This window comes from Paraburkholderia ginsengiterrae, assembly GCF_001645125.1.
Classification (GTDB): Bacteria; Pseudomonadota; Gammaproteobacteria; order Burkholderiales; family Burkholderiaceae; genus Paraburkholderia; species Paraburkholderia ginsengiterrae.
Map to the genome: position 1 here is coordinate 493,655 of NZ_LXKA01000110.1, position 22,903 is coordinate 516,557.

22 protein-coding genes are annotated in these 22,903 nt (G+C 56.6%); 12 read left to right on the top strand and 10 right to left on the bottom strand.

The window, feature by feature from the left end; all coding sequences use genetic code 11:
- Positions 1-24: 24 nt before the first annotated feature.
- A complete protein-coding gene (gene glmS / locus A6V37_RS10320; RefSeq protein WP_064285955.1) occupies positions 25-1,842 on the top strand; it encodes a glutamine--fructose-6-phosphate transaminase (isomerizing) in 1,818 nt (605 codons plus the stop codon).
- A gap of 308 nt (positions 1,843-2,150) precedes the next feature.
- On the opposite strand, the gene A6V37_RS10325 is transcribed toward glmS, so the two are convergent.
- Both A6V37_RS10325 and A6V37_RS10330 read right to left on the bottom strand, forming a co-directional pair.
- On the bottom strand, positions 2,151-2,561 hold the full coding sequence (locus A6V37_RS10325; protein WP_157447862.1) for a hypothetical protein: 411 nt from the start codon (positions 2,559-2,561) through the stop codon (positions 2,151-2,153).
- Positions 2,562-2,677: 116 nt separating this feature from the next.
- A complete protein-coding gene (locus A6V37_RS10330; protein ID WP_064267148.1) occupies positions 2,678-2,944 on the bottom strand; it encodes a YlcI/YnfO family protein in 267 nt (88 codons plus the stop codon).
- A gap of 183 nt (positions 2,945-3,127) precedes the next feature.
- On the opposite strand from A6V37_RS10330, the gene A6V37_RS10335 reads away from it, so the two are divergent.
- The 6 genes from A6V37_RS10335 (at position 3,128) to A6V37_RS39930 (ending at position 10,898) form a co-directional block, all read left to right on the top strand.
- Positions 3,128-3,517: a hypothetical protein gene (locus tag A6V37_RS10335; protein WP_131799842.1), complete on the top strand. Its 390-nt coding sequence runs from the start codon at positions 3,128-3,130 to the stop codon at positions 3,515-3,517.
- Between the two features lie 1,184 nt (positions 3,518-4,701).
- Entirely contained in the window at positions 4,702-5,712 is a 1,011-nt protein-coding gene (locus A6V37_RS10340) for an AAA family ATPase (protein WP_064267150.1), read from the top strand.
- 83 nt (positions 5,713-5,795) lie between these two features.
- Positions 5,796-8,345 carry a S8 family peptidase gene (locus tag A6V37_RS10345; protein ID WP_064267151.1) on the top strand — a complete coding sequence of 850 codons (2,550 nt, stop codon included), beginning with the start codon at positions 5,796-5,798 and terminating at the stop codon, positions 8,343-8,345.
- A gap of 63 nt (positions 8,346-8,408) precedes the next feature.
- The gene (locus tag A6V37_RS10350) at positions 8,409-9,206 is read left to right on the top strand and encodes a DUF6602 domain-containing protein (protein ID WP_064267152.1); all 798 of its coding nucleotides are present in this window, start codon (positions 8,409-8,411) and stop codon (positions 9,204-9,206) included.
- A gap of 86 nt (positions 9,207-9,292) precedes the next feature.
- The gene (locus A6V37_RS10355; RefSeq protein ID WP_064267153.1) at positions 9,293-10,408 is read left to right on the top strand and encodes a hypothetical protein; all 1,116 of its coding nucleotides are present in this window, start codon (positions 9,293-9,295) and stop codon (positions 10,406-10,408) included.
- A gap of 64 nt (positions 10,409-10,472) precedes the next feature.
- Positions 10,473-10,898 (top strand): AAA family ATPase, encoded by a 426-nt coding sequence (locus tag A6V37_RS39930; RefSeq protein ID WP_082902655.1) that lies wholly within the window; start codon positions 10,473-10,475, stop codon positions 10,896-10,898.
- On the opposite strand, the gene A6V37_RS40550 is transcribed toward A6V37_RS39930, so the two are convergent.
- The 6 genes from A6V37_RS40550 to A6V37_RS10385 form a co-directional block, all read right to left on the bottom strand.
- A complete protein-coding gene (locus tag A6V37_RS40550) occupies positions 10,800-11,477 on the bottom strand; it encodes a hypothetical protein (RefSeq protein ID WP_064267154.1) in 678 nt (225 codons plus the stop codon). The two genes, A6V37_RS39930 and A6V37_RS40550, sit on opposite strands and share 99 nt — an antisense overlap.
- Before the next feature lie 151 nt (positions 11,478-11,628).
- On the bottom strand, positions 11,629-12,201 hold the full coding sequence (locus A6V37_RS10365) for a hypothetical protein (RefSeq protein WP_131799843.1): 573 nt from the start codon (positions 12,199-12,201) through the stop codon (positions 11,629-11,631).
- Between the two features lie 213 nt (positions 12,202-12,414).
- Positions 12,415-13,101, bottom strand: coding sequence for an adenylate/guanylate cyclase domain-containing protein (locus A6V37_RS10370; RefSeq protein ID WP_064267156.1), 687 nt, complete (start codon positions 13,099-13,101; stop codon positions 12,415-12,417).
- Positions 13,102-13,104: 3 nt separating this feature from the next.
- Positions 13,105-14,016, bottom strand: coding sequence for a TIR domain-containing protein (locus A6V37_RS10375; RefSeq protein ID WP_064267157.1), 912 nt, complete (start codon positions 14,014-14,016; stop codon positions 13,105-13,107).
- A 1,245-nt stretch (positions 14,017-15,261) separates the two neighbouring features.
- On the bottom strand, positions 15,262-15,474 hold the full coding sequence (locus A6V37_RS41265; RefSeq protein WP_064267158.1) for a hypothetical protein: 213 nt from the start codon (positions 15,472-15,474) through the stop codon (positions 15,262-15,264).
- A 380-nt stretch (positions 15,475-15,854) separates the two neighbouring features.
- On the bottom strand, positions 15,855-16,853 hold the full coding sequence (locus tag A6V37_RS10385) for an H-NS family nucleoid-associated regulatory protein (protein WP_064267159.1): 999 nt from the start codon (positions 16,851-16,853) through the stop codon (positions 15,855-15,857).
- A gap of 406 nt (positions 16,854-17,259) precedes the next feature.
- On the opposite strand from A6V37_RS10385, the gene A6V37_RS10390 reads away from it, so the two are divergent.
- The 4 genes from A6V37_RS10390 (at position 17,260) to A6V37_RS40555 (ending at position 20,605) form a co-directional block, all read left to right on the top strand.
- Positions 17,260-18,120 carry an HNH endonuclease gene (locus A6V37_RS10390; RefSeq protein ID WP_064267160.1) on the top strand — a complete coding sequence of 287 codons (861 nt, stop codon included), beginning with the start codon at positions 17,260-17,262 and terminating at the stop codon, positions 18,118-18,120.
- A gap of 35 nt (positions 18,121-18,155) precedes the next feature.
- Positions 18,156-18,644: a hypothetical protein gene (locus A6V37_RS10395; protein ID WP_244174029.1), complete on the top strand. Its 489-nt coding sequence runs from the start codon at positions 18,156-18,158 to the stop codon at positions 18,642-18,644.
- A 216-nt stretch (positions 18,645-18,860) separates the two neighbouring features.
- The gene (locus tag A6V37_RS10400; RefSeq protein ID WP_131799844.1) at positions 18,861-19,661 is read left to right on the top strand and encodes a hypothetical protein; all 801 of its coding nucleotides are present in this window, start codon (positions 18,861-18,863) and stop codon (positions 19,659-19,661) included.
- Positions 19,661-20,605, top strand: coding sequence for a hypothetical protein (locus tag A6V37_RS40555; protein ID WP_131799845.1), 945 nt, complete (start codon positions 19,661-19,663; stop codon positions 20,603-20,605). Before A6V37_RS10400 ends, A6V37_RS40555 begins: the two co-directional genes overlap by 1 nt.
- Before the next feature lie 163 nt (positions 20,606-20,768).
- Here the strand turns inward: A6V37_RS40555 and A6V37_RS10405 are convergent, their stop codons facing one another.
- Entirely contained in the window at positions 20,769-21,665 is an 897-nt protein-coding gene (locus A6V37_RS10405; RefSeq protein WP_064267163.1) for a DUF2971 domain-containing protein, read from the bottom strand.
- 331 nt (positions 21,666-21,996) lie between these two features.
- On the bottom strand, positions 21,997-22,269 hold the full coding sequence (locus A6V37_RS10410) for a hypothetical protein (RefSeq protein WP_064267164.1): 273 nt from the start codon (positions 22,267-22,269) through the stop codon (positions 21,997-21,999).
- Between the two features lie 135 nt (positions 22,270-22,404).
- On the opposite strand from A6V37_RS10410, the gene A6V37_RS10415 reads away from it, so the two are divergent.
- Positions 22,405-22,800, top strand: a complete 396-nt coding sequence (locus tag A6V37_RS10415; RefSeq protein WP_242665771.1) for a rhomboid family intramembrane serine protease — start codon at positions 22,405-22,407, stop codon at positions 22,798-22,800.
- Positions 22,801-22,903: the final 103 nt, after the last annotated feature.

Below are 22,903 nucleotides of genomic sequence, written 5' to 3' on the forward strand. Positions count from 1 at the left end.
CGCAGCATTGAAAAGGAATGAGCCATGTGTGGCATTGTCGGCGCGGTAGCGCAACGTAATATCGTTTCCGTCCTGGTTGAAGGACTGCGTCGCCTCGAATATCGCGGCTACGATTCGTGCGGCGTGGCCGTGCTCGGCGACGCCGGCCCGCGCCGCGCCCGCACTGTGGCGCGCGTGGCCGATCTCGACGATCAGGTGCGCGAGAACCATCTCGACGGCATCACGGGCATCGCGCACACCCGTTGGGCAACGCACGGCGCGCCGGTGACGGACAACGCGCACCCGATTTTCTCGAAAGATGAACTCGCGTTGGTACACAACGGCATCATCGAGAATTACGAAACACTGCGTGAAATGCTGCGTGGCAAGGGTTACGTCTTCGTCTCGCAAACCGACACAGAGGTTATCGCGCACCTGATTCACAGCCTGTATCGCGGCGACCTGTTCGCCGCGGTGCGCGAAGCCGTCGGGCAGTTGCACGGCGCGTACGCGATCGCCGTGTTGCACAAGGACCAGCCGCATACGGTGGTCGGCGCCCGGCAGGGTTCGCCGCTGGTGGTCGGCCTCGGCGACGGCGAAAACTTCCTCGCTTCAGACGCGCTCGCGCTTGCGGGCAGCACCGAGCGGTTCATCTTCCTCGAAGAAGGCGACGTTTGCGAGTTGTCGCTCGGCGGCGTGCGTATCGCCGATCGCGCCGGCAACGAAGCACAGCGCGAAGTGCGCCACGTGGCGGCGTATGGCGGCGCGGTCGAACTTGGCCCGTATCGTCACTTCATGCAAAAGGAAATTTTCGAGCAGCCGCGCGCGATCACCGACACGATTCCGCCTACGGATTCACTCGACGCGTCGCTGTTCGGCGAGGGCGCGGACAAGGCCTTCGCGGAGATCGACAGCCTGCTGATTCTGGCGTGCGGCACGAGCTACTACTCGGGGTTGACCGCGAAGTACTGGCTCGAATCGATCGCGAAGATTCCGACTCAGGTGGAAATTGCCAGCGAGTACCGGTACCGCGAGTCGGTGCCGAATCCGAAGTCGCTGGTGGTCGTGATCTCGCAGTCGGGCGAAACCGCGGACACGCTCGCAGCGCTCAAGCATGCGCAGTCGCTTGGGCACAAACATACGCTGTCGGTGTGCAACGTCGGCACCAGCGCGATGGTGCGCCAAACGGAGTTGTCGTTCCTCACGCACGCCGGCCGCGAAATCGGTGTGGCCTCGACCAAGGCGTTCACCACGCAACTCGTCGCGCTGTTCGTGCTGGCGGCGACGCTGGCCAAGCTGCGCGGGCAGTTGAGCGAGGAGCAGGAAGCCGGCTATCTGAAGCAGCTGCGTCACTTGCCGGCGGCGCTGAATAGCGTGCTGGCGCTGGAGCCGCAGATCATCGCGTGGTCGGAAGAGTTTTCGCGCAAGGAACATGCACTGTTCCTCGGGCGCGGCCTGCACTACCCGATCGCACTCGAAGGCGCGCTGAAGCTCAAGGAGATTTCCTATATTCATGCCGAGGCCTACCCGGCTGGCGAACTGAAGCACGGGCCGCTCGCGCTCGTGACCGAAGCGATGCCGGTGGTGACAGTGGCGCCGAACGACGCGCTGCTGGAAAAGCTGAAGTCGAATATTCAGGAAGTGCGCGCGCGCGGCGGTCAGCTGTATGTGTTCGCCGACGCGGATACGAAGATCGTCAATGACGAGGGCTTGCACGTGATCCGGATGCCGGAGCACTACGGCCTGCTGTCGCCGATCCTGCACGTGGTGCCGCTGCAGTTGCTGGCGTATCACACGGCGTGCGCGCGTGGCACGGATGTGGACAAGCCGCGCAATCTGGCGAAGTCGGTGACGGTGGAGTAACTGGCCGCGCTTACAACTCCGGCCGTGCGAAACAGAAATAGAAGCGTTTACAGGTAAACGCTTCTAGCTGTTCCCGCCCAGCTTTTTGTCGACACGACCTTGTTTGCAAAGCGTAAATGCTTCTAATTGCGAGGTCGAAATTTGGCGGCTTTGGTGGGCAAATTTCTCAAAATACCACTCGGAATGATGCGCAAGTAGGGGCCGTCGCCGGTTTCGACTGCGGCTCTCCGCGGCCCTTGCGATTTAGTCAGCAATAGGCCAATCGGCTTTCGCCGCTACGTGACGTGCTCGAAATGCTCAAGCGCAGCCTAACGCGGTGACAACTGCAATAAGAGCCACTCCACCGCCCCCGCCGGATAATCCTCCGGCCACCCCCTTGTCAGCAAATCCACTGCTCCCCGCACGCGCATCCGCATCCGCAGCGCCCCCTCGTCGTCGCTCGCGCCCACGCGTTCGACCTTCATTGTTTCCAGCACCGATTGCACGCAAGCCACCCGGTCCGTCGCCCGGCGCTGCCGCACGAAACTGGCATCAGAAATCCCCGCGTCTCGTGCCGCAACTTCGATGTCGGTGAGGGTATCTGCCAGCAGAATAGATAACAGTTCAACGGCTTCGCGTCCAATATAAGTGAGCGCTAACTCACCTTGGCGTGGTGGCAGGTCGAGGGGCGGGGAATTCATTGCCAGTGAAGCAATGCCGTTTAAATGCTCATGTCGCACGTCCGGCGCATCTGCACGCGCGGCTGCCTGTGTTCAGACGCTAGTGCGCGGATTGGTCGGCATGTAAGGTCTTCTCGCGTCGTAGCGAAAGAGAGGAAGCTACTTTCTTCAAGCCGCTATCGCAAAGAATTTCTTGCAGCAGTCAGCCGGCGCTCAAGCTCCGAAAGGACGTCGTCCGCACTGAAATATTCGTTGTCGCGACCTGCCTGCTTCGCTGAAGCGAGACCTCTCGAGATAAATCCATTTTGGACGCGGCGGCGCGCAATGCCCTCGCGCAGCGCCGAATCCATGAATTCAGGGAGCGATTCGTTTTTGCGGAGCACACCTTCGGCTGCCATCCGAAGTTCCGGGTCGACACGAAGGGTCAGGATGGTCGTCGTCATGGGTCGCCGCCTCACAAATTACGTCGAAGACATTTTGGCCGCAACACTAAGCACTTGCAACGCTCCCGCTCGCGCGGGGCTTGCCACACCTGCAAGTCTGGATTCGGCAACGAATGCTATGTAATATCGCGTGTAATACAAACGTAAGTGCAGCATGCACAGATAGAGAAATCGGGGGTGAGTTTGAGTGAACTAGACGAATTTTACGGTGAGGCAGTCAGGCAGTTCGAAAGCGGTGAGCGACGCGACGACATCTGGGGAAAAGCGTTCTCGCAATGCAAGGGGGACGTGCAGGCGACCAATGGGGTCTACGTCAAGTTGCTCGCGTTACAGCTAGCACGCGAGGCGAATGTGTATATTCCGGCCAAGGGTCTCGCGCTGGCCGGAAAGATAGCGGTAACCGTTCTAGGGCCACTACTTTTCGCTATCCTTATTAGTTTAATTTTGCGTTCAGATGGGGCCTTCGTCGGGGCGCTCGCGCTCGGTGCGTTCCTCGCTTTCTATCTGCTCTGGTCGAAAGAGTCGCCGCTGCGCAAGAAGCCCATCACCGTGGAGCAGACTAGCGCTCCCTGACGGGCGCCGCGCTGCGCGCTGCCCCTGCTCAGCCCACGCAACCCAGCGTTGACCCCCTGGGCCAGAGGCTAACCGGCAACTTGGCCCAGCAGGGGGGGCGTTCGTGCTGCCAGGGGTAATTTTTAGGGATGGTCGCCCCCGAAAAGCGGACGTCACATCTCGTCGTCCGCTGCGGTTCCGGCACAAGCCACTCCACCGCCCCGGTCGGGTACTCGTCCGGCCACCGCCTTGCCAGCAACTCCACAGCTTCCCGCGTGGCCGCAGAGATTGCTCTCGATGAATCTCTGGTGTTGCCCTCGACCAAAGACGGCGTCGCACTGCACGCTGCGCTGCCGGCAATTTCCCTCACTGTTTCCAGTAGCCTTTGCGCGCAAGCAACCCGGCCGCGTGCTCGCCGCAGCCGAAGAAAGCTGGCGTCCGATAGCCTCAATTTGCGTGCCAGGACGCTGATATCACTTTGTGCATCGCCCAAAATGAAGCAGAGCAGTTCAATAGAGGCTTGCTGGCATCAGGGCATGTCTCCGATGCTGCGGCAGATACCCTAGAGTTTTCGATTGAGCGTTCCATGCGGAATGTAGTCGCCCCATTTATATAGGCTCGTCGTCCATCAGGGAACAGAACTGATTCCAAAGTGTCGGCTGCTGTAGCGGGTTTGTCCCGTCTCCCGTACGCGCCTCCGCATCCACGGCGCCCGCTCGTCGTCGCTCGCGCCCATCCTCCATCCACCGTCTGCAGCACTTTGAGCGCAATTTAATCGTCGCCAAAGTGGCATAAGGCTTTGATACTGTATATATATACAGTATCGGCAGCGCTTGTCAGCGACCGGCAAGGCTTTCAAGGAGTACGACAGTCCGTTTCGCGTTTTCCAGGGCGCCTTCGACACCCTCAGCATGTGATTGCTCACTTACTGCGTCTGCAAGGCGCGCAAGGCAATAGTTGATGAGGTGCGTGGGTGCGCCAAGCTGTTCCGACTCATACCTAGAGAGGGAAGACTTGTGGACGCCCGCTGCAGCCGCGAACTCTGCTTGCGTGCTGTCGCCGCGTGCCCACCGTACCAACTCACCTTGACTTCGAGGCGGAAACATTCGTTTTGAAGGTGCTGTAGTTGCAATTGAGTTGCTATAATAGCAACTTCTCGGCAGCGTGAAGTCTATACTCCGCACCAAGACACGTTGAGGCTCCTGATGGCACGTTCCGACCAAGTGAAGGCATTACTGCGCGCATATGCTGGTGACAATCACGAGCATTTCTTCGCGGTCGCCATGCAAATGGCGGCAGACGAAGCGCATCGCGGCCACACCAAGCTGGCGGCAGAACTGCGTGACCTCGTTGATGCAGCGAAGGCTGGAAAGAAACCGGGACTTTCATCTGTCCGCAGCAAGGGGGCCGGTGGGCCGGCGATTCCTCTCGCCCAGCCGAAGGGTGAGCTCTCCGAGCTGCTGACGGTGCAGTATCCGGACGAGCATTTGCAGCAAATGGTGCTGTCAGACTCTGTTCGTACAAAGTTGAATCGAGTGCTTCGTGAGCAACGGCACCACGAACAGTTGCGCGGTCATGGGTTAAGCCCGCGCAGGAAGTTGCTTCTTGTCGGGCCGCCGGGCACGGGTAAGACCATGACGGCCGCGGCGTTGGCCGGCGAGTTGCGTTTGCCTTTGTTTACCGCGCGGTTTGACAGCCTCATCACCAAGTTCATGGGTGAAAGCGCGTCAAAGCTGCGCCTGGTGTTCGAAGCGCTAAAGTCGACCCGCGGCGTCTATTTCTTTGACGAGTTCGATTCGCTGGGGCTCCAGCGCGGTAGCCAACACGACGTAGCCGAGATGCGCCGCACGTTGAATATGTTCTTGCAGCTTATCGAACAGGACGCATCCGACAGCCTTCTAATTGCGGCGACAAATCACGGCAAGGACTTGGATACAGCTCTCTTCCGTCGATTCGATGACGTCATCAAGTACGAAGCGCCCGACGAGCGGCAGATTGAAGCGCTGCTGAAGAACAGCCTCAGTGTGTTCGCAACGCCAGATATGGACTATCGCCGACTCGCTCTTGCAGGCAAAGGTGAGTCACACGCCGATATCGTCAAAGCCTGCCTCGACGCATTGAAAGACGCGATTATGGAAGGCGAGAAAACTGTAAGTGAGGCGAGCGTAATCCTCCATCTGGAGGAGCGAGCGCAAGGCCACAATCTGAACCGGTAAAAGCCGATGTAGCGCGGAGGAAAAACAGGGAAATGTTGCTGTAGACTCTCAAGTCAATAAAACGAAATCTAGAACTTGAGAGAATGGCAGACGAACTGTTGAGCCACTTGCTGATTGCTGGGCGCGTGAGAGGCATTCCTTTCAAACCGCCACTGGCAGTCCCACGAAAGCACAAATACAACCGCAATGTCGGCGAACACGGTCGCCGACTGCTTGCTCAGCTCGACGAGCTGGCTGCTAGCATTGGAGTACTCGAAGCCGTCCGCGAAGCACTCGAGTTGCCGCTCCAGCGGGGCATGTCAATCGCAGTGGAGTTCACGCCGCGCGGCAAATTCGACTGCAGCAAGGTCGACTGGAGCCAGGACAAGATTGAGCTTCTCACCGTCCAGGCTCACACAAACTCCGACATCGCGGTACTGCATATCCCAGACGGGAAGCTCGCCGCGCTCGTGCGCCGTATTCGCGATTACGTAGAAACCGAAAATGAGCCCACCATTAAACAGGCGGCTCTTGTCGACGCAATTGAAAACATCAAACGTGCGGCCTTCGGTGAAATGTGGACGGACCCGGGCGACCCGCCTACTGATGGAAAGAAACATTGGTTCCAAGTTTGGCTCCGCCATTCTCACGGCAATGCAGGCGATATCGTCGAAGAGTTCACTCAGCTGTCCGCGCGGGTGGGCATTCAAACGGACCCGGGATACGTTGCGTTCCCGGGGCGCCTTGTTGTCGCAGCGCTTGGCACCAAAGAGGCGTTTGAGCAGGCCGTCGAACTTCTTGACCTGATTGCCGAGATACGCCCTGTCGAACCGACCGCTGAGTTTTTCCTCAGCAAACTTAGCCAGTCGGAACAGGCAGACTGGACTAAAGACCTGCTTTCAAGAACAACTTTCCCGGACGGTGAAGCGCCACATTTATGCCTAATGGATACGGGAGTGAACCACGGGCATCCGCTTCTGGCTCCCGCGCTTGCCGATGAGGACATGCATACATACGACCCGGCGTGGCAGAAAGCCGACCACGCGGGTCATGGAAGCGAAATGGCCGGTATCGCTGTGTGGGGCGACCTCACCAAACCGTTGTCGTCCGATAATGAGGTACTCGTCCCTCACCGACTCGAATCAGTAAAAATCCTTCCTCCCGTCGGACAGACTGCGCCGAAGCTGTGGGGCAAGGTAACCGCAGAATCGGTCTACCGGGTTGAGGTCACCGCGGCAGAACGTTCGCGGGTCTTTGCAATGATGACCACAACGGTCGGACATCTGCTTGGGTTGCCTTCTGAATGGTCGGCCACCATAGACCAGCTTGCCTTCGGACGTCCCGCAGTCGACGTCGCCAATGTTGGACGCGCGAAGCAACAGCCCGTCCGGGTCCCTCGTCTTTTTGTACTTTCTGCAGGCAACGTGCCGTGGGCCGACTGGGGCGAATATCCCGCCAGCAATCACAAGAGTCCCATTCAGAATCCCGCGCAAGCATGGAACGTGTTGACCGTGGGAGCGGCGACCGCGCTCACCGAAATCGACAACAAGACCTATCCCGACCTTAAGCCACTTGCCACGGCGGGCGACCTTTCGCCGTCGTCGACAACTTCACTGCTGTGGTCAAACACCGCGTGGCCGTTAAAGCCAGATGTCGTAGCAGAGGGCGGCAACGCCTCACGCGACAAATACTCGGTAACAGTCGGGCCTGACGCGCTTCGGGTTCTGACGACGTCGGATACACCAACCGCCGCACTTTTCGCAGCGACTGGAGATACGAGCGCTGCAGCGGCCGAAGTAGCGCGGCTGTGCGCCCACCTGCGCGCCGAGTATCCCGACTATTGGCCCGAGACGATTCGCGCGCTGGTTGTCCATGGAGCCGACCACACGCCAGCAATGCGTGAGCCGTTTCCTAAAGTCCTTAAACAGGACCACAAGGACCGCCTGCTGCGCATGTACGGCTTCGGCCTTGTGAATCATGACTCCGCGCAGTTCTCAACCGCACACCGCCCGACCCTTGTAGTGCAACGTTCGTTCGCCCCCTATCAACGACAGGTGGGCGGGTACATCGGCTCGGGCCCGATGCAACTACATGATTTACCGTGGCCAGCAGACGAGCTCAAGCACATCAGCGAGAAGCAAGTCGAGTTGCGCGTCACCCTGTCGTATTTCGTAGAGCCCAACCCGAGTGCGCGTGGCTGGCTGAGCAAGTTCCGGTACCAGTCCTTTGGCCTGAGGTTTCTCGTAAAAGGCGCTTCTGAAGATGACGCTCAGTTCTTGCTGCGGGTGAACCGACAAGCGCGCGAGGAGCTCTCCGAAGAAGAGCTGGAAGACGAGTACAACGACCCTGACGTTAAATATTGGCGATATGGGCCAAAGATACGTACCCGTGGCTCCGTCCACTCGGACGTGTGGACAGGCACTGCAGAACAACTTGCTGCCAAAAACCAGATTGCGATTGTCCCAGTGGGTGGCTGGTGGAAATACTGGAAGAGCGCCAAGCAATACGGCATGGAAGCCCGGTATGCCTTGGTCGTTTCGTTGCGCGTCGACGAGGACGTCGATACTGACGTCTACACGCCTATCGTGACCATCCTCGCGCCTGCGGCCGTCATCGATATCGATGTGGACGGTGGAGACGAAGACTTACTTTAAGTGGCCGACACGGATGTCGCCCTTTCTGAAAAATGCTGACGTCAGTACGTCAAAGTGAGAAACATGGCAATCGATATCGTAGGCTATCTAAAGTCATTAACCGCAGAATGTAACGCCCAAAAGGACAGGGTTCGTCATTTCATTGGCCTGAACCACCTGCTATCCGATGGCGCGTGGAAAGAATCGGTTCTTCGCGCGATGATTTCAAGAACCATGCCGGCAACGTATGCCGTCGCCTCCGGCTTCGTCGTTACTGAAGACGAAGTTTCCACACAGATTGATGTCTTGATTTACGACACATCAATCCCCGTCTTATACAAAGGTGGCGACCTGGTCTTCGTCCCGCCGGCTGCATGTGTTGCAATTATCGAAGTGAAGTCAAGATTGAATGCTACGCAGTTCCGCAACGCTACGCAAAAGCTCGCAGACATCTGTGACCTCGTTAAGCGGTATGAGCCACAGAAGCGGCTTTTCGCTGGTCTGTTCGCATACGAGCAAGACGGGGGCAATTATCAAACTTTGCTTGAGCATATCGCTGCTGCCGCCAATGGTTCGTCCCAACGAGTGGTCAACCATGCCGCGATAGGAAACAATACTTTCATTAAATATTGGCCCGAACATCCTGACTCGGGGGCTGAGGGATACAAGACGTGGCACCACTACACGTTGACAGATATGGCGCCTGGCTATTTCCTGCATAACCTAATGTCCTACCTGGCCCGTGAGAATCTTATTCGCGGAAACAATGTTTGGTTTCCGGGGGACGGCAAAGAAGCCCGATGCGATGGTACTGAAGCTTTGATAGCGGCGGCTCCACCTGCGCCCGAGCCTGCAGCGCTGGAGCCACGGCAAACGGATTAACGAAGACAACAATACCAAAACTGGCGCGGAAGGCAGTCTCCCCCGGGCCTGCGTCCCTTTCGCTTCTTGACTGTTCGAAGACAGCTATGGCCATCGACCTATTTGCAGACACCGGCAAGCAAGAGTCAGAATTGCATCCGCAATACAAGAGTCTTCGAGACCTTCCGGGCTACGCGCCCGCGCGCAGTCTGATTCGAGAGTTGCAAAAGAATTTCTCTGACCCGGATGGAAACTTTGTTGAGCAATTCCAGACCTTCGGGTTCGATGCGCGCACGTTCGAGTTCTTCCTATCCGTAATGCTCGAGGACGTCGGCCACGAAGTCGACCGGACCCACGACCGACCAGACTTTCTCATCACCAAAGACGGACTAACAGCTGCCGTAGAAGCCGTTACTGCGAATCCGCCACCCAACAGCATGATTCAACCCTATACGAATCTTCCCAAGGGAGGTTCGGTCCCTGACGCAATCGAGCATCTCGAACAAACGATTCCCGTCAGACTGGGCAGTCCGCTTTACTCAAAGCTAAAGAAGAAGTACTGGACTCTCCCCCAGATGCAGGGGAAACCGCTCATTCTCGCGATTCAAGATTTCCATACCGCTGGGGCGTTACTTTCGACGAGCACTGGCCTCGGCCGATATCTCTACGGCCAAGGCCAGAAGTGGTGGCACGACGAAGACGGAAATCTCGTGATAGAGGGTCATGCTCTTACAGAGCATAAGTTGGGGACGAAGAGGATTCCATCCGGATATTTCAACCAACCGGATGCCGAGAATATTTCCGCTGTTATGTTTTGCAACACAGGCACCGTTGCCAAGTTCAATCGAATGGGTCAACAGGACAAGCACCGCCACAAGCGCGTGCGAATGATTCGCTCGGGAACTTGTTATCGGCACGACCCAAACGCCGCGCTGCCTGCTGCCTTTGTCTACGAAGTCGGCGCCCCGGAGGAAGGCAAAGAAACGTGGAGAGAAGGCACTGTGCTCTTTCACAATCCGAATGCCTTGCATCCGCTTCCGAGCGAGTGGTTTGGCGCTGCGTTGGAAGATGAGCTGGTAGGCGGAGAAAGAATCTGCACATTCGCGGAGCCATTCCTTCCCTATGCTTCGATAACTCAGATATTCGAGGACGCTCCTCTCGCGCTGGTACAGGAATATGTGGACATGCAGGTCCGCGTGCTTACCTCGATTTTCCCCGAGTGACAATCACGCGAGTACGGCGGCGGGGTGAGTCAATGCAGGCGTCTGCGATATGGGCGGTGAGACCATGGCAAAAATCAGAAAAATTGAAATCAGAAACTTCCGAGGCATTTGCGAGCTCGACTGGTTCCCGTCCGCAGGCATCAACTGTCTGATAGGCCCAGGAGACACGGGTAAATCGACGGTGCTTGACGCCATTGACCTCTGCCTCAGCGCTCGTCGAAACATCGTGATTGCCAACTCCGACTTCCACAAGTTGGACGTCGAGCAGCCTATTGGCATCACGCTAACGCTATCCGGTCTTGCGTACGGAGGTTATGCGCAGCCAAGGTACGAGTGGGCTCGGAGGCACGAATCAGAACGGGCCGCCGAGCCCCGCATCAGCGCTCACTCATTAGACGCCAGACAAGTCTCGGGAATGATGGCAGTGACACACGCCGTTGCCCCGCGTCGATTGCGGTGCGCTACCATCATGATGCCAGCCCCCCTTTAGAAGGTAGAAGGCCACCGCCTCAATGGCACGCACCTCGCTGACTTCATATCCGAAAAACGCCGTCGCCCATTCCAAGGCCCTGTTCGCATCGGCCGCGTCGACCAGGCGAACGCCATCGAGGTAGTCGCGGTAGAAGTCCAGCGCATACGCAGAACTGTGCGGCTTGCCGCTCAGCAACTGAAGCCAGCTGTCGGTGATGGGGAAGTGAGTCGGCGCGTAGAAATGGAGGAACTTCGAACCGCCGACCATCGAATTGTTTACAACGCGACTCGCGAGGTACGTCAGCCGCGCCACGTCGAGTTCGGTTTTGTTCAGCTCGGCCGCGAGCTCGCGGGCTATCGTCCGGTCGACCTCGAATTTCGTCGCCCGCTTCATCCACGTGTACACCTTGTGCAGGCCATCAACGACCTGCTCTTCATCCCAGGCCCGCGCAACCGTAACTCTCGCGAAGTGTGCGACGTACTGCTGATAGGTCCGGATGTAGAAATCGGCCGGCGCCGGTGAATCGGGAATCTCTACGGTCCAGATGGCCAGGTGAAAACGTTGCGCAATCAGCGCGGGCGTAGGACGACGTGCCATGGGAGCCTCCGTGCGTTAGGAAGGGCTCGACTTTGCCTTGGCCGCGCTGATATACCAACCTGTTGTTGTTTGCACGCCATGTTCGAGTACTGGTCCTACTTGACGCGCCAGGCGCTGCGGCGTCGGGCATGGCGCCCTGAGCGATGAGGTGCTACTTGGATGCTACGCGGTACCCGTCAACAGACTTGACTCTTGTTTTAATAAAACTCAGGAGGCCCCCCTTCGAACTCGGCCATCCACTCCTCACTGACTCTGAGACGTGAACTGTGTTCGTGCCGCCACTGAGTTTGGTCGCCTCCCATACGCACTCGCCTATCGCTTTCGGTTGCGCGTCCTGGTCATCGCCCACGAGCGATATCAGGGCTTTACTCATCGACAATCCCGCGCCGATGTGAATTTCCGGCAAGTCGAAACGTGCCTGCAGATGACGATTCACGATATCGCGCGATTGCCCGACGCAATGCTTTGCAGCTCGGTATGCTTGGCGAATGGTCTCAACCCTGTCCTCCGGGTCAACGCGGAAGAGGATTAGTGCGCCGTCTCCGAGGTATTCAGTGACCACGCCCTCATTGAAGGCACAGGTTACGGAGACTGCCGGCAACAGCGCTGACGTTTCGTAATAGACGCGCTGGAAGCCGTACTCAATCTTTGCGGATGCTCTGCGGGATTTCAGATGCTCCGAAGAGTTGCGCATGTCAACAACTAATGCGACAAATTCGTCCACAGTCGGCCGGTCCCCCGAGACCCATGGGTGCCCCGGGATGGATGACGGCTTCGAGCGTGCCTCCTCCAGTGCGTGGTCAAATACTGGCTGAGATTTAGCAAGTACAACCTGGCGCCCGACAGACTTCCAGGTCGCTTCCGCACGGTTCAATCCGCGCTCGACGGCGTCGGAAACCTGTCTCTCTTGGGTAGATGTCAGCATGTAAAGGCTAGCTTAGGTGAATGCAATATGCCACGTCGACCGGAAAACTTGGTAATTGAGAGAGTTGCTTTGCCACGTCTCCCATACGGCAACGCCGTTGACAGCCCGAAGTCCAATGTCGAGCTGGCCGAAAACAGCAGGTGTTATGTACGTCTGGTGGGTATCCGGGGACGCGGCCAGTTTCGCGGCGTGATTTGCGGCCGGTCCGACCCACACCAAGTCGTTCGCGCCACGTATGCCAGTCCGGGCGACGAACAGCGGGCTGGCATCGATACCGACCACGTGCTTAAGCACATAGCTGTCAGCCGGCCACTTTGCTGCCTTTGCCGGTCGTATCACGTCACTAACCGCGAAATTAAGCTTCATCGCGGCGCGAACAGCACGGTTTTCTTTGTTGTCACCGATGAAGACTGCCATAACACGGTCGCCGTCGTATGCCGTTATCGCGCCGCCGGATTCTCGAATGATTTTCGCCGCGCAATGAAGGAAAACCTTGTAGATGTCCGCTGCGAACCATGCATTCCACCGGTCCACCAGAACGGTGGAATCAGACAGGTCGGCATACAGGACAACTGCGTCTAGCTGGACGGCATCGTTCCCGAGGGCAATGTCCGTTTCCACCGGAACGACCTGGCCGTTACGAGTTGTCCAGTTGGTGTCGAAGACCGAATTGACGTACTGGGTCAGTTGCTGACGCATCGCTTAGCCCTTGAAAACCCCGTTTTCAAGAATATGGGCAAGCAGTCGGTCAGTCGCTGGCTTCATCGCACCAGCGAGGTCGTAGTTCTTCGGCAGGGCATATCGAATAGTCGTAATGCCTGCAAGGTCACTGGGCAGCTTGACTTTTTGTCCCTGCGGTTCCATGAGAATGGCGCGCGTGCGTCCGAGACGCCCCATGAAATACCCGAGCTCGAAGACCACGTTGTCGCGCGGCGCCGGCCAATCTTCATCCCTGAATTCCACTTTGTCGTCAGGATGTGCAATTGCTACGGCGAAATCCGATGCGTCGAGTTCGGCCTCAAGGTCTTCAAGCGTGTAGTTCGCAACCTTGAAGACACCATCAGTCCAAAGTCTCACGACCACATCCTCGTGCTTGAGTGCTTCCTCAACGTTCTGGGCAATCGCAAGCGCCTCAGTCGACGAGATGACAAAGACCTTGGTTTTCGTGCGGGGCGCGGCGATGAGCGCGTTGCGCTCCAGAAGTCGCTTGGCAAGGTCTCGAGCCAAAGATAGATAGATGTCTGGGTACTTCCGGCCCAGCTCGAGCAGCGTCGGACCAGGCAACATCGCGACAACACTCGCTTCGGCGGCTCGAACGGTTGCCGACCGCGGCTGCGGCGACAGGGCTGCCATTTCCCCAAAGCAATGGCCCTCGTGGACCCGCTTAATCGTTCGCCCGTTGATGACAATGTCAAAGCTACCCGTCAGAGCGAAGTACACGTCGGTCGTCCGGTCGTTTTGTTCGATGACTACCTGACCTGCCTCTACATCCATCAAATTGGCAAGGCCTGCAATCTCTGACGCCAGTTCCCTGTTGCCGCCGATGGCTCGCTGGACTGACAAGGTCTGAATCAGAAGGTCACGATTGTGCTCACCCTCGAAGCGCTCTTTCACGTGTGTTCCCCGTATTTTTTAGGCGTGGGCAGAACCGGCTACGTCCTTTGTGGTTCCGGAAGTCCTTTCGTACCCAGATGCGTCACGACCCGTTTATCAAACAAATCGCGCGACAGGTGACGTCCGGACACTCAGTGCTTTTTCAACCGAATTTTGCCCGATAGTGTATCGGAAGGGCTGCCTCAACGCAGCGCGAAACACACGCGATGTGGCGCGGATAGGTGCGAGGACGAGTGGCGTGAGGGCCTGCTGCAGACTGTCGGTCTGACCCGAGTACCGACGCATGAGGAGTCGCCGTCCGTGTATCGTGTAGGTCATGGCCCACCTACGACGTGCGTCCCGCGCATCCAACGCGATGGACCGGCAGTCAGTGGTCAAAGCCCAGTCTCGGTCTCCATCTCACGTACCTCGGCAATTCGACGCCGTTCAGAAAAGCGACGAAGATTTCCTTAACCTAGTTCGCCATGAAACACCCGTCTGCATTCAGCGCAATTTGCTGGACCGGGCCGTGCGGGCGACGGTGAAGTACCAGGCTTCAATGCTTGCGATGCGATATATTGACGTGGTCATCCGTTGACCGAAAAGACTATGTCCCGCCTTGGCATCGAACACGAAAATGGCCTCATCTATGAAGGCACCGACAATCCGAGCCATCTCACGGTCCCGGCACCGATAATCTCGCAGTGTGCGCTCGTCGAGTCCCCTCCTGACCTCGAGAATTTGCCCCGCGGTATGCTGAGCGACCCGTTTCGATGGATTTTCCGTGAGGACTCCTTTGACCCAGTGTCTCGAGTTCGACGAGGCCGTCTTTTTCAGTCATTCACAAAGGCCAATCGGGAATTGGTCTTGGTCGAGGCTCACCCTAATTTGTTATCCGACAGTAGACGGAGCCGGTCGGACGGTCGAGTACACAAAGAACTGAATGTGTTCATCCATTGCACTGAATTGCTGGGACGCCCGAACCGGGCGGAAGGTCTTCAGCTTGCGATAGGTCACGTCGGAGCACACTCGCTTTGGCGAATATTGCAGACTGAACAAACGGTCAGCCAGGACGTGCTGGTTACTGTTCGAGCTGAGTCTGCGTTTGGCATACTGCCCGCTCTCAACATGGCGCAAATTCCGGAGGGAAATCGGAAATCCGTCGTGGATGCTTACGACCGCGTCATGAAGGTGGCGTATCGCGATTCTCCAACTTCTGTTGTAGACCAATGCCGAAACCTGTGCGCGGTTCTCGCTGGCCGGTGGTTACGCCAATTGAGCGGTGACGAGAAAGCGGTCCACAAAGACCTGGGTCCATGCCTCACGGCAATCGGAAAACATGTTGGTGAAAATGAGCGACGGCTGATTCGTGCGGCTCTCGAGACCGTCAACCTTCTTCACCCGCGTGGGAAGGATAATGAGCGTGAGCGTCTCGACCTGCGGGAGGTATCGAACGCGGACACCGAGCTTGCCTTGCATGCAACGGGGTTCGTTCTTAGAGAGCTCGGTTGGGGCCAATAACGCTTTCCGTCGATTTTTCGCTGGTGAAACGCTGGTCGCGCAACGGCACCAAATTCATCAATGGTTTCGCGTCAGTTCACGACTAACGATGTCGTCCATATCTGCGATAACTGTTTCGGCTAGCCTCTCGACCGGATGCCGCGATATGTCGAATTGGGCACCAAATTGTCGGAGAAGCTGACGTCCAGCGAGCTCTTTTCAAGCTGTTTAAACAGCTGACGGAAGTTACCGACTCAATTGTCGGACAGATTAGAAGCTAGGCCTAAAAGAACGTCTTTGGCTTGGTGTACCCGGTGGAACCAGAAATCGCTGGTCCACCGGGCACATGACAACTGCGTTCAGGTCGTCAACTCGGCGGCAGACTCGACTGCGTCCACCGGAGCGGGCACGGCCACGCTCTGGCGCGGCGCAGTTTTCGCCGGCGTCTTTTTAGCCGGCACCTTCGGGTTCACGGCCTTCGTGACAACCGCTTTCTTCACCGCAACCTTCTTCGTCGGTGGGGTCTTTGTCGCTGCGACCTTCTTGACGACGGCTTTCTTGGCAACCGCCTTTTTGGCGGAAGGCTTCGTCTCCGCCGAAGCACTCACATCGGCCGCCGCGCCGGCGCCATCAATCAGAAACTTGCTGCGGTCTTTTGCGCCGGCTAGCCACGCCGGAGCAGGACCGCGTCCGCTCCAGGTCGCGCCGGATTTCGGGTCGCGATACTTAGCCGGCTGCGGACCTTTCGGCTGACCCTTGGCTGAAGTCGCACCAACTGCCTTCGAGGCCTTCTTCGCCAAAATCTTCGCCTTGCTCACGACACCTGCGCTCGCCGCGCCAGTCGCTTCGGCACCACCTGCAATCAAAAACTTATTACGGTCTTTGGCTTCAGCAATCCAGGACGGCGCACGTCCACGACCGCTCCATGTCGCGCCTGATTTTGGGTCCTGATACATCGCCGGCTGCGGACCGCGGACGTAATTACCAGCAGCCTTCACCTTGCCAGCAGACACCGTCTTCGCCGTCGCCACACTGCTGTCAAAAAGGAATTTGTCGCGATTCTTCGCGCTTGCAATCCAACTTGGCGCACGACCATGCCCGGTCCAAGTTGCTCCCGTCTTCGGGTCGCGATACTTCACCGCGCCAGAGCTCCCTTTGCTGACAGTCTTTGCTCCGGCCTTCTTCGCGCGTTTTTTGCCGCCAACATGCGCATCAATATCCGCGGTCGTGATGCCGTGTTTCTCCATGAGCTCATGGATGGTCTTCAAGACCGTTGTCAATTCCTTTGCAATCAAAGCGTCCGCCTGGGCTTGCAGTTTTTTCATCTTCGCCTGAATTGCTTCCAAAGTCGTTGCCATCAAGTGGCCTCCTCATGAATGTGGTCGCAATATGCCATGGTCGCGCTTGAAGACGCTAGCGCATTTCGCAGAGAGGCAGGTCACCACCTAGGGAAACTAACTGCTAACCATTCTGTGGACAGAGTTACGCAGCCCGAATTCCCTTCACGGTGCTTAACTTTTGAGGCCGCCGCTAAGCGCCCCCGTAGAAGCGGGTGTCGTTGAACACAGGTACATGACGATGCCTCAGAATCAACTGTCGAAGTAAGTAACTTTCATTCCCGTTTTGTCACACGTCGCCGCGGACGGCAGTCGAGCCTGTCGGGTGCTCGCCACAGCCGGTCTTACATAGCATTCGGAAGTTGAGTGGGCGAAACCGAAAAGCACGCACTACAATTGCTCCTGCTACTTTCAGCGGAGACTAGTCGTGGTTCTTGATAAGAACGAATTTTCCCGACGCTTCACGGACGGCAAGCAAGCCGTCATGCTGTACCTGACTGCCGGGCAACGCCCAGACCAATTCGATTTCAATGAGGACGCGCACACTCTTTCGACAGGTTACTGGCCGACGCCTCTCAAGGAATATGAGCGGGTTATTGTCTACAAGCGAGCTGAGGCCGGAGGCATGGCGCAAGTGTGGGTCGGCGACAATGCCGGCCTAATTCCTGATGGTAATCAATGGCACTACCGCGCACGCAATGTCCAGATGTTCGAAGCGAACGACGACTTTAAGACGCTTTTCGGATTGCATCCACCTCAACGCATCCGTTATCTGTATCCAGAACAAACAAACTCGAAACGCGTTGCGTCCTATTTGCGCGAAGCGGTGGCAGACGATGATGACGTACTTAAGCTTCCGCTTGGTGCGGCGACCACGGTCAGGCGGCTGCAGCAAGCTCGCTTGCACCAGCAGAAATTTCGCGATGCATTGTTGCTGCGTTGGCAGGGAGCCTGCGCAGTGACCGGCATTGAAGAACCAATGCTTCTTCGAGCATCGCACATCAAGCCATATGCCGATTCCTCGGCTGCCGAATGCGTAAGTGCCCACAACGGCCTGCTCCTTGCTGCGGGCCTGGATGCTCTTTTCGACAAGGGCTTCGTGACTTTTGACGAAAATGGGAGACTACTGCGCTCCGACTTACTCACTCCGGATGTGGCTGCTGCATTTGGCCTCAAGGAGAAAATGCAGCTTAGCGATATCCTTACCGCGGAGGCGCATAACTTCATGCGCCTCCACCGAGAGAAGATATTTCTCAAGGCAAGGTCGGCGCGTCGCATGCGAGCATAGTGGCCCGGTCGTGACGGAGTAACTCAGACTGGCCGTTGAACGGGCGCTGGTCGGGTTACGTCAACCCGTTCGAGACTGCATGCGTTCTGTACGCCGCGGCTGCCAAAGCTGGCTCTAACGAAGAAACGAATAACGGAGTCACCACCGAAATGGGATACGACGTTCACATCACGCGTAAAGAGAACTGGTTCGACGACGGGCCTGAAATCAGTCTTGACGAGTGGAAATCCTTCATAGAAAAGGATGATGAAATGCGGCTCGATGGTTACGCTGAGGCAAAGCTACCGAACGGCGCCGCGCTGCGTGTAGACAGTGACGGTCTAGCCGTCTGGACCGCATACAGCGGCAGCACGGCCGGCGGAAACATGGCGTGGTTCGATTTCCGGTCCGGTAATGTTGTCGTCAAGAATCCCGATGTCAGCATTCTCAGCAAGATGTGGCAAATCGCTCAGAAGCTCGGCGCTCGCGTGCAAGGTGATGATTGCGAGATTTATGGTTCTGACGGAAGCATCGTCGCGACATGAGACTCGCTTGCCCCCGGATAGTCTCCCGGAAGGTCAACGACTCTGCGAGACCGACATCTACACGCCAATCGCAAATATAATCGAACAAGATGTTGCTATCGATATCGACGGGGCAGGCGGCCAACAAAGCTAACTTCCTCTCGCATCGATGTCTCGGGCATGCGCTGCTTCATACGCGTGCCTCGCGTTATGCACTATTCAAAAAGAGAACATAAAGTGTCAACAGTAGCCGCAGCTCCTATCGTCTCGCCGCATGCAGCAATGCGGCTTTATCAATGGGTTAAAGGGTTTGCGCCACCTGCCGAGAAGCTTCGCTGGGTGCATACGACAGATGCATTTGCGTTTAGGGCAATTCTCGAGCAACGAGTGCTAACGCCTCAGGAATGCAAGGTATTTGGCGACCCGCTAACGTACCTCTTCTACGGCAGGCCCGCATATCGCTTTAACCGACGAGATAACATGAGAAGCTCTTACCACGCGCCGGTGGTTCTGATATTCCGTGAACGCATCCTGGACCATACCTTCAGACTCTTCCCCTTCGATACGGGAGCTTTCAAAGGCAAGCGCTACGACACATGGTTGCACAAGGGAATGGAGCTCGAGTCATTTGAGTATCCTGGAAAGGAGGGCAATGAGGGAAAGCATGTGACGGCGTTCTACGGCGGGAATCACCGATATTGGAACGGAGAAGGAATTGCAATAGGTAACATTTCCGGCGAATACGAGGTTGAAGCCGTCCGAGACATGATTAGCGACAAAAACATGAATGTTGCCGATGATAGAAGATTGGTCGTCGAACTTCTTGTCAAGGACGACATACCGTTGACCGCGGATTACCTCGAAGCAATATACGTCCCGAGTTCAATAAAAGACGCGGAGTTTTTAAAGATATTTGAAAAGGATGTTAACGTCTCCGTGTACACCTACCCTGCCAACGGGATGAAACCAGCAATTGAGTATCAAGCGCTTCTGGAACACTTTCTGTCAGAATTCCATGAAGACATGGGAGCGCTATAATGATGCCGCCTAAAACTGCAACTGTTTGTGGCTTCATTCAGACGGTTCCGTCGTATCCAGCGTTTGTGGTACCTGTCTTTCGCAGCGGCCACTCGCCTTGGAGATTGGTACAACTGGTTAGCGAAGGGATAGTAAGAGATTTTATTGCCGCACCCGAATACGATTTTTTCGTTGAAGCGACTTCGCACGCTGATAGCTGGATTGGTTCGTCCCCAGTCTACGGATTTGCCTACGCCGAACACGATGCGTTCTTCGGAAAAGAAATGGATGTGGCAATGGATTTATTTGATAACCGCAAGCGGCTTTCCAGAAATCCTCATGTGCTTGCTGAGGCAGCTGACTTCTATCTTCATTTTTTTCAAGGTAATCGCCGTCGCAACGAAGGTTCCACTTATATCCTCGATGATTTAGTCCACGAGAGTAGTCGACGAGCACGCGAAACCCTGATGGGAGTGCCAAAATCAAGTCGACGCCCGTTCCGGAGTGAGGTAGTGGTAGCGCGCAACACTGGCTTCAACGACATTAACCGTATCCGACATCTGGCTGAGAGGTCCGTCCACGTAAATCTGTGGACCTTATCGTCGATGGTCGATTGGGTTGACGGAGTTTCACCTGATAACAGGATGCGATGGTTTAGACGGGTTGTTGAAGACCGATTTTCCAATGCAACGCACGTGGTCGTTATGGGAACAACCGCTAACCCGCACGAGCGCAGATATCTCGACCTAATCTTAGATGTGGCATCAAGCGGAACATCCAAGCTTGTGCGCCTCTCTGACACGAACGAGCTCGAACAGTGGATGCGATATGAAGAGCAGCTACGCACGCACTCTTCCAATGAGTCGGATAAAGAGTACGTCGCGAATTTATTCGGATTAGACGAAGCTTTCGGAAGCAGCTTTCCATCCAAAGGGCGTTCAAAAAAGTCTGGTTACAGTTGGTGACTTGACCGACTGACGCCGTGCCAGTCGAGACGGCCACCCTACAGCAACCACTGCGGAAAGCATCCCTGAAAGGTGCGATGCCTGCCGCTGAAAAATGCACGGTACATCACTTCGGTCAAAAGCGGAGCATCTAGCGGGGCTTCGCTTCAGCTTGGATGCTCGACTACAAGGTCTTGTTCACGAGCTTACTGGTCGGATGATTTTCAATCATCCATCGCGCCATCTCTGAGAATGGAGAATTCGTGCCATCGAATATGTGCGCGGTTCGTGGAGAGATAGTTGGATTCCGGAAGTCGCCTGGGTAGAGAACAATCTCCTGGCGGAATCCGTAGCCCACATTGTCGACGGCCGACAAAGTCAAACCGATTTTCGTCTTGTGTAGCAGCTGAAAAATCTCCTTCTGCTCCGGCACGGGTGTCCGCTCACCCATCGAGACAAAATGGATGGCTTCCTGAGGCACCTCTGCTGTGAACACGGGGAAGCCTCTTGCGTCGAGAACTTCTGTTTTATTGCAGTCATGTAGAGCGCGAATAATGCGAACCTCCTGCTCGTACTGCCACTCGACGGATTTGGCGCAAAGTTCGGACAATGGTACAGGCGCAGCTTTATAGGAATCGATGTGTTTTTTCGGCCGTTCATCTACGTACTCGACCGGTATTTGACCGGTGAAGAACTCGTGGTCGGCATCGAAGGCGATGACGGCGCCTTGATACTGGTCGGCATAGTGCGACCACATTAAGATTGAGTTGGGAGATTTCGACAGGCAGAGAATGCCGACCTGTCGATTGAGCTGGTCCAGGATATTTCGGGACGTGAAATCGCTGGCCACGTGTCCGTCCGTCACCTGGACGACAGTGTCGAGCGGAGCTTCGCGTCGAGGCGAGAGAATGTCGAACGAAAGGTTGATTTGTTCTTCCGCCTGGTCAGTCCGAACAACTATCTCCGGCAGCAGCTCGAATGGGTCATTGAACGCCCCAGGCTGGGTCAGGCGGATGGCCCCTCCAAGTATCCGCTTCAGCGTTGAAACGTTGACGTACTTGTAGAGCAGGTTCTTCTCCATCAATGCCTCGTTTCAGTGTGCAGTGAGATGCTGCTCGTTGCGCGGTGGACGCCGCTCCGGACGGCCTCTAAGCGTGAGGTCCTGGTGCGGAAGCTTTTCCGTCGACTTGCCGGCAATGTCGGCGCATGGCGCGTAGGGTTGAATCCAAAGGTCCATTCGTCAGTTGTCGGCAAATTTGAGCGACATGCGGCCATGTCGATGCTGGTAGAAAGCATAGGTTCCAAAGCAAGGAATATCTGCGACGGGGCGTCGCAAGATAGACCATTTGAGGTAAGCGCATCGTTAGTGCGCACGCCGTCAACTACGAACAACGAATCGATGTCTTTCGCAGTTAGTCCCCAAACGGGTTGCCGGTGTCTTTCACTTCGGTATTGAGGTTGTACTCCGCACGCACGGCCTTGAGCACGCCCTCGATGTCGCGCTCGAAGCCGACGGCGTTGCCGAAGTGGGTCATGTTCCAGTTGCAGCCGGTTTTGTCAGCCTCTTGCACCTGCGGCCGCGGCACACGAATCTTCACGCCATCCTCGACGATTTCCTGCAGTCGATGGATTCGCCGGTTGACCTCCTGCTGTAGCTGTGAGGCATTGAGTATCTTGCGTATCATCGAAGTCTCCTTCCGGTTGCTCAAGCCAGTCTAGCGCGAGTGATGCGACCCACAACCTGCCGATACCACTCTGGAGAATCGGAGAAGTCGCAACCCGGTGTTTCAACCACCCCATCGCGAGCCGCCGGCTCGTTCGTGGACCAGCTCAAGGCCCGAGTTGCGCTGCTCGCCCTTTTTGTCGGTTCGATGTGGGTGACGTTCTTTCTATCGGTTTCAATGCCTTTCCTGCATCTGAACCGCCACGGCGTTGTCCCTCGCACGCTCGGCGGCCTGCAGGGCATCCTGTTTGGGCCGTGGCTGCACGCCGGGCTGTGGCACATCACCGCCAACACAGGCGGACTGCTGGTGCTTGGCTGGCTCACGATGTGGCCGCGTATTGTGAATTTCTGGCAGGCGACCGCCTGCGCCATCCTTGGCGCAGGATTTTGTGCGTGGCTGCTAGGCGCGCCTAATTCTGTGCACATCGGCGCGAGCGGCGTGGTGTTCGGATATGCAGGTTATCTCGTTGTGTCGCGCGCAGTTGTAAATTGATACAGCAACGCAGTTAGGAATTGATACACCTCGTTGTAGGGTTGCTCATTTTGGGCGGCCCGTGATCAGCTACGAGGAGTACATGGAAATCGAGATTCTGCGT

Coding starts and splice junctions, on each gene's coding strand:
- A6V37_RS10350 (WP_064267152.1), top strand. CDS start 8,409: ATGGCAATCGATATCGTAGGCTATCTAAAGTCATTAACCGCAGAATGT.
- A6V37_RS10340 (WP_064267150.1), top strand. CDS start 4,702: ATGGCACGTTCCGACCAAGTGAAGGCATTACTGCGCGCATATGCTGGT.
- A6V37_RS39930 (WP_082902655.1), top strand. CDS start 10,473: ATGGCAAAAATCAGAAAAATTGAAATCAGAAACTTCCGAGGCATTTGC.
- A6V37_RS10385 (WP_064267159.1), bottom strand. CDS start 16,853: ATGGCAACGACTTTGGAAGCAATTCAGGCGAAGATGAAAAAACTGCAA.
- A6V37_RS10405 (WP_064267163.1), bottom strand. CDS start 21,665: ATGGAGAAGAACCTGCTCTACAAGTACGTCAACGTTTCAACGCTGAAG.
- A6V37_RS10355 (WP_064267153.1), top strand. CDS start 9,293: ATGGCCATCGACCTATTTGCAGACACCGGCAAGCAAGAGTCAGAATTG.
- A6V37_RS40550 (WP_064267154.1), bottom strand. CDS start 11,477: ATGGCACGTCGTCCTACGCCCGCGCTGATTGCGCAACGTTTTCACCTG.
- A6V37_RS10330 (WP_064267148.1), bottom strand. CDS start 2,944: ATGACGACGACCATCCTGACCCTTCGTGTCGACCCGGAACTTCGGATG.
- glmS (WP_064285955.1), top strand. CDS start 25: ATGTGTGGCATTGTCGGCGCGGTAGCGCAACGTAATATCGTTTCCGTC.
- A6V37_RS10370 (WP_064267156.1), bottom strand. CDS start 13,101: ATGCGTCAGCAACTGACCCAGTACGTCAATTCGGTCTTCGACACCAAC.
- A6V37_RS41265 (WP_064267158.1), bottom strand. CDS start 15,474: ATGCAAGGCAAGCTCGGTGTCCGCGTTCGATACCTCCCGCAGGTCGAG.
- A6V37_RS10410 (WP_064267164.1), bottom strand. CDS start 22,269: ATGATACGCAAGATACTCAATGCCTCACAGCTACAGCAGGAGGTCAAC.
- A6V37_RS40555 (WP_131799845.1), top strand. CDS start 19,661: ATGATGCCGCCTAAAACTGCAACTGTTTGTGGCTTCATTCAGACGGTT.
- A6V37_RS10345 (WP_064267151.1), top strand. CDS start 5,796: ATGGCAGACGAACTGTTGAGCCACTTGCTGATTGCTGGGCGCGTGAGA.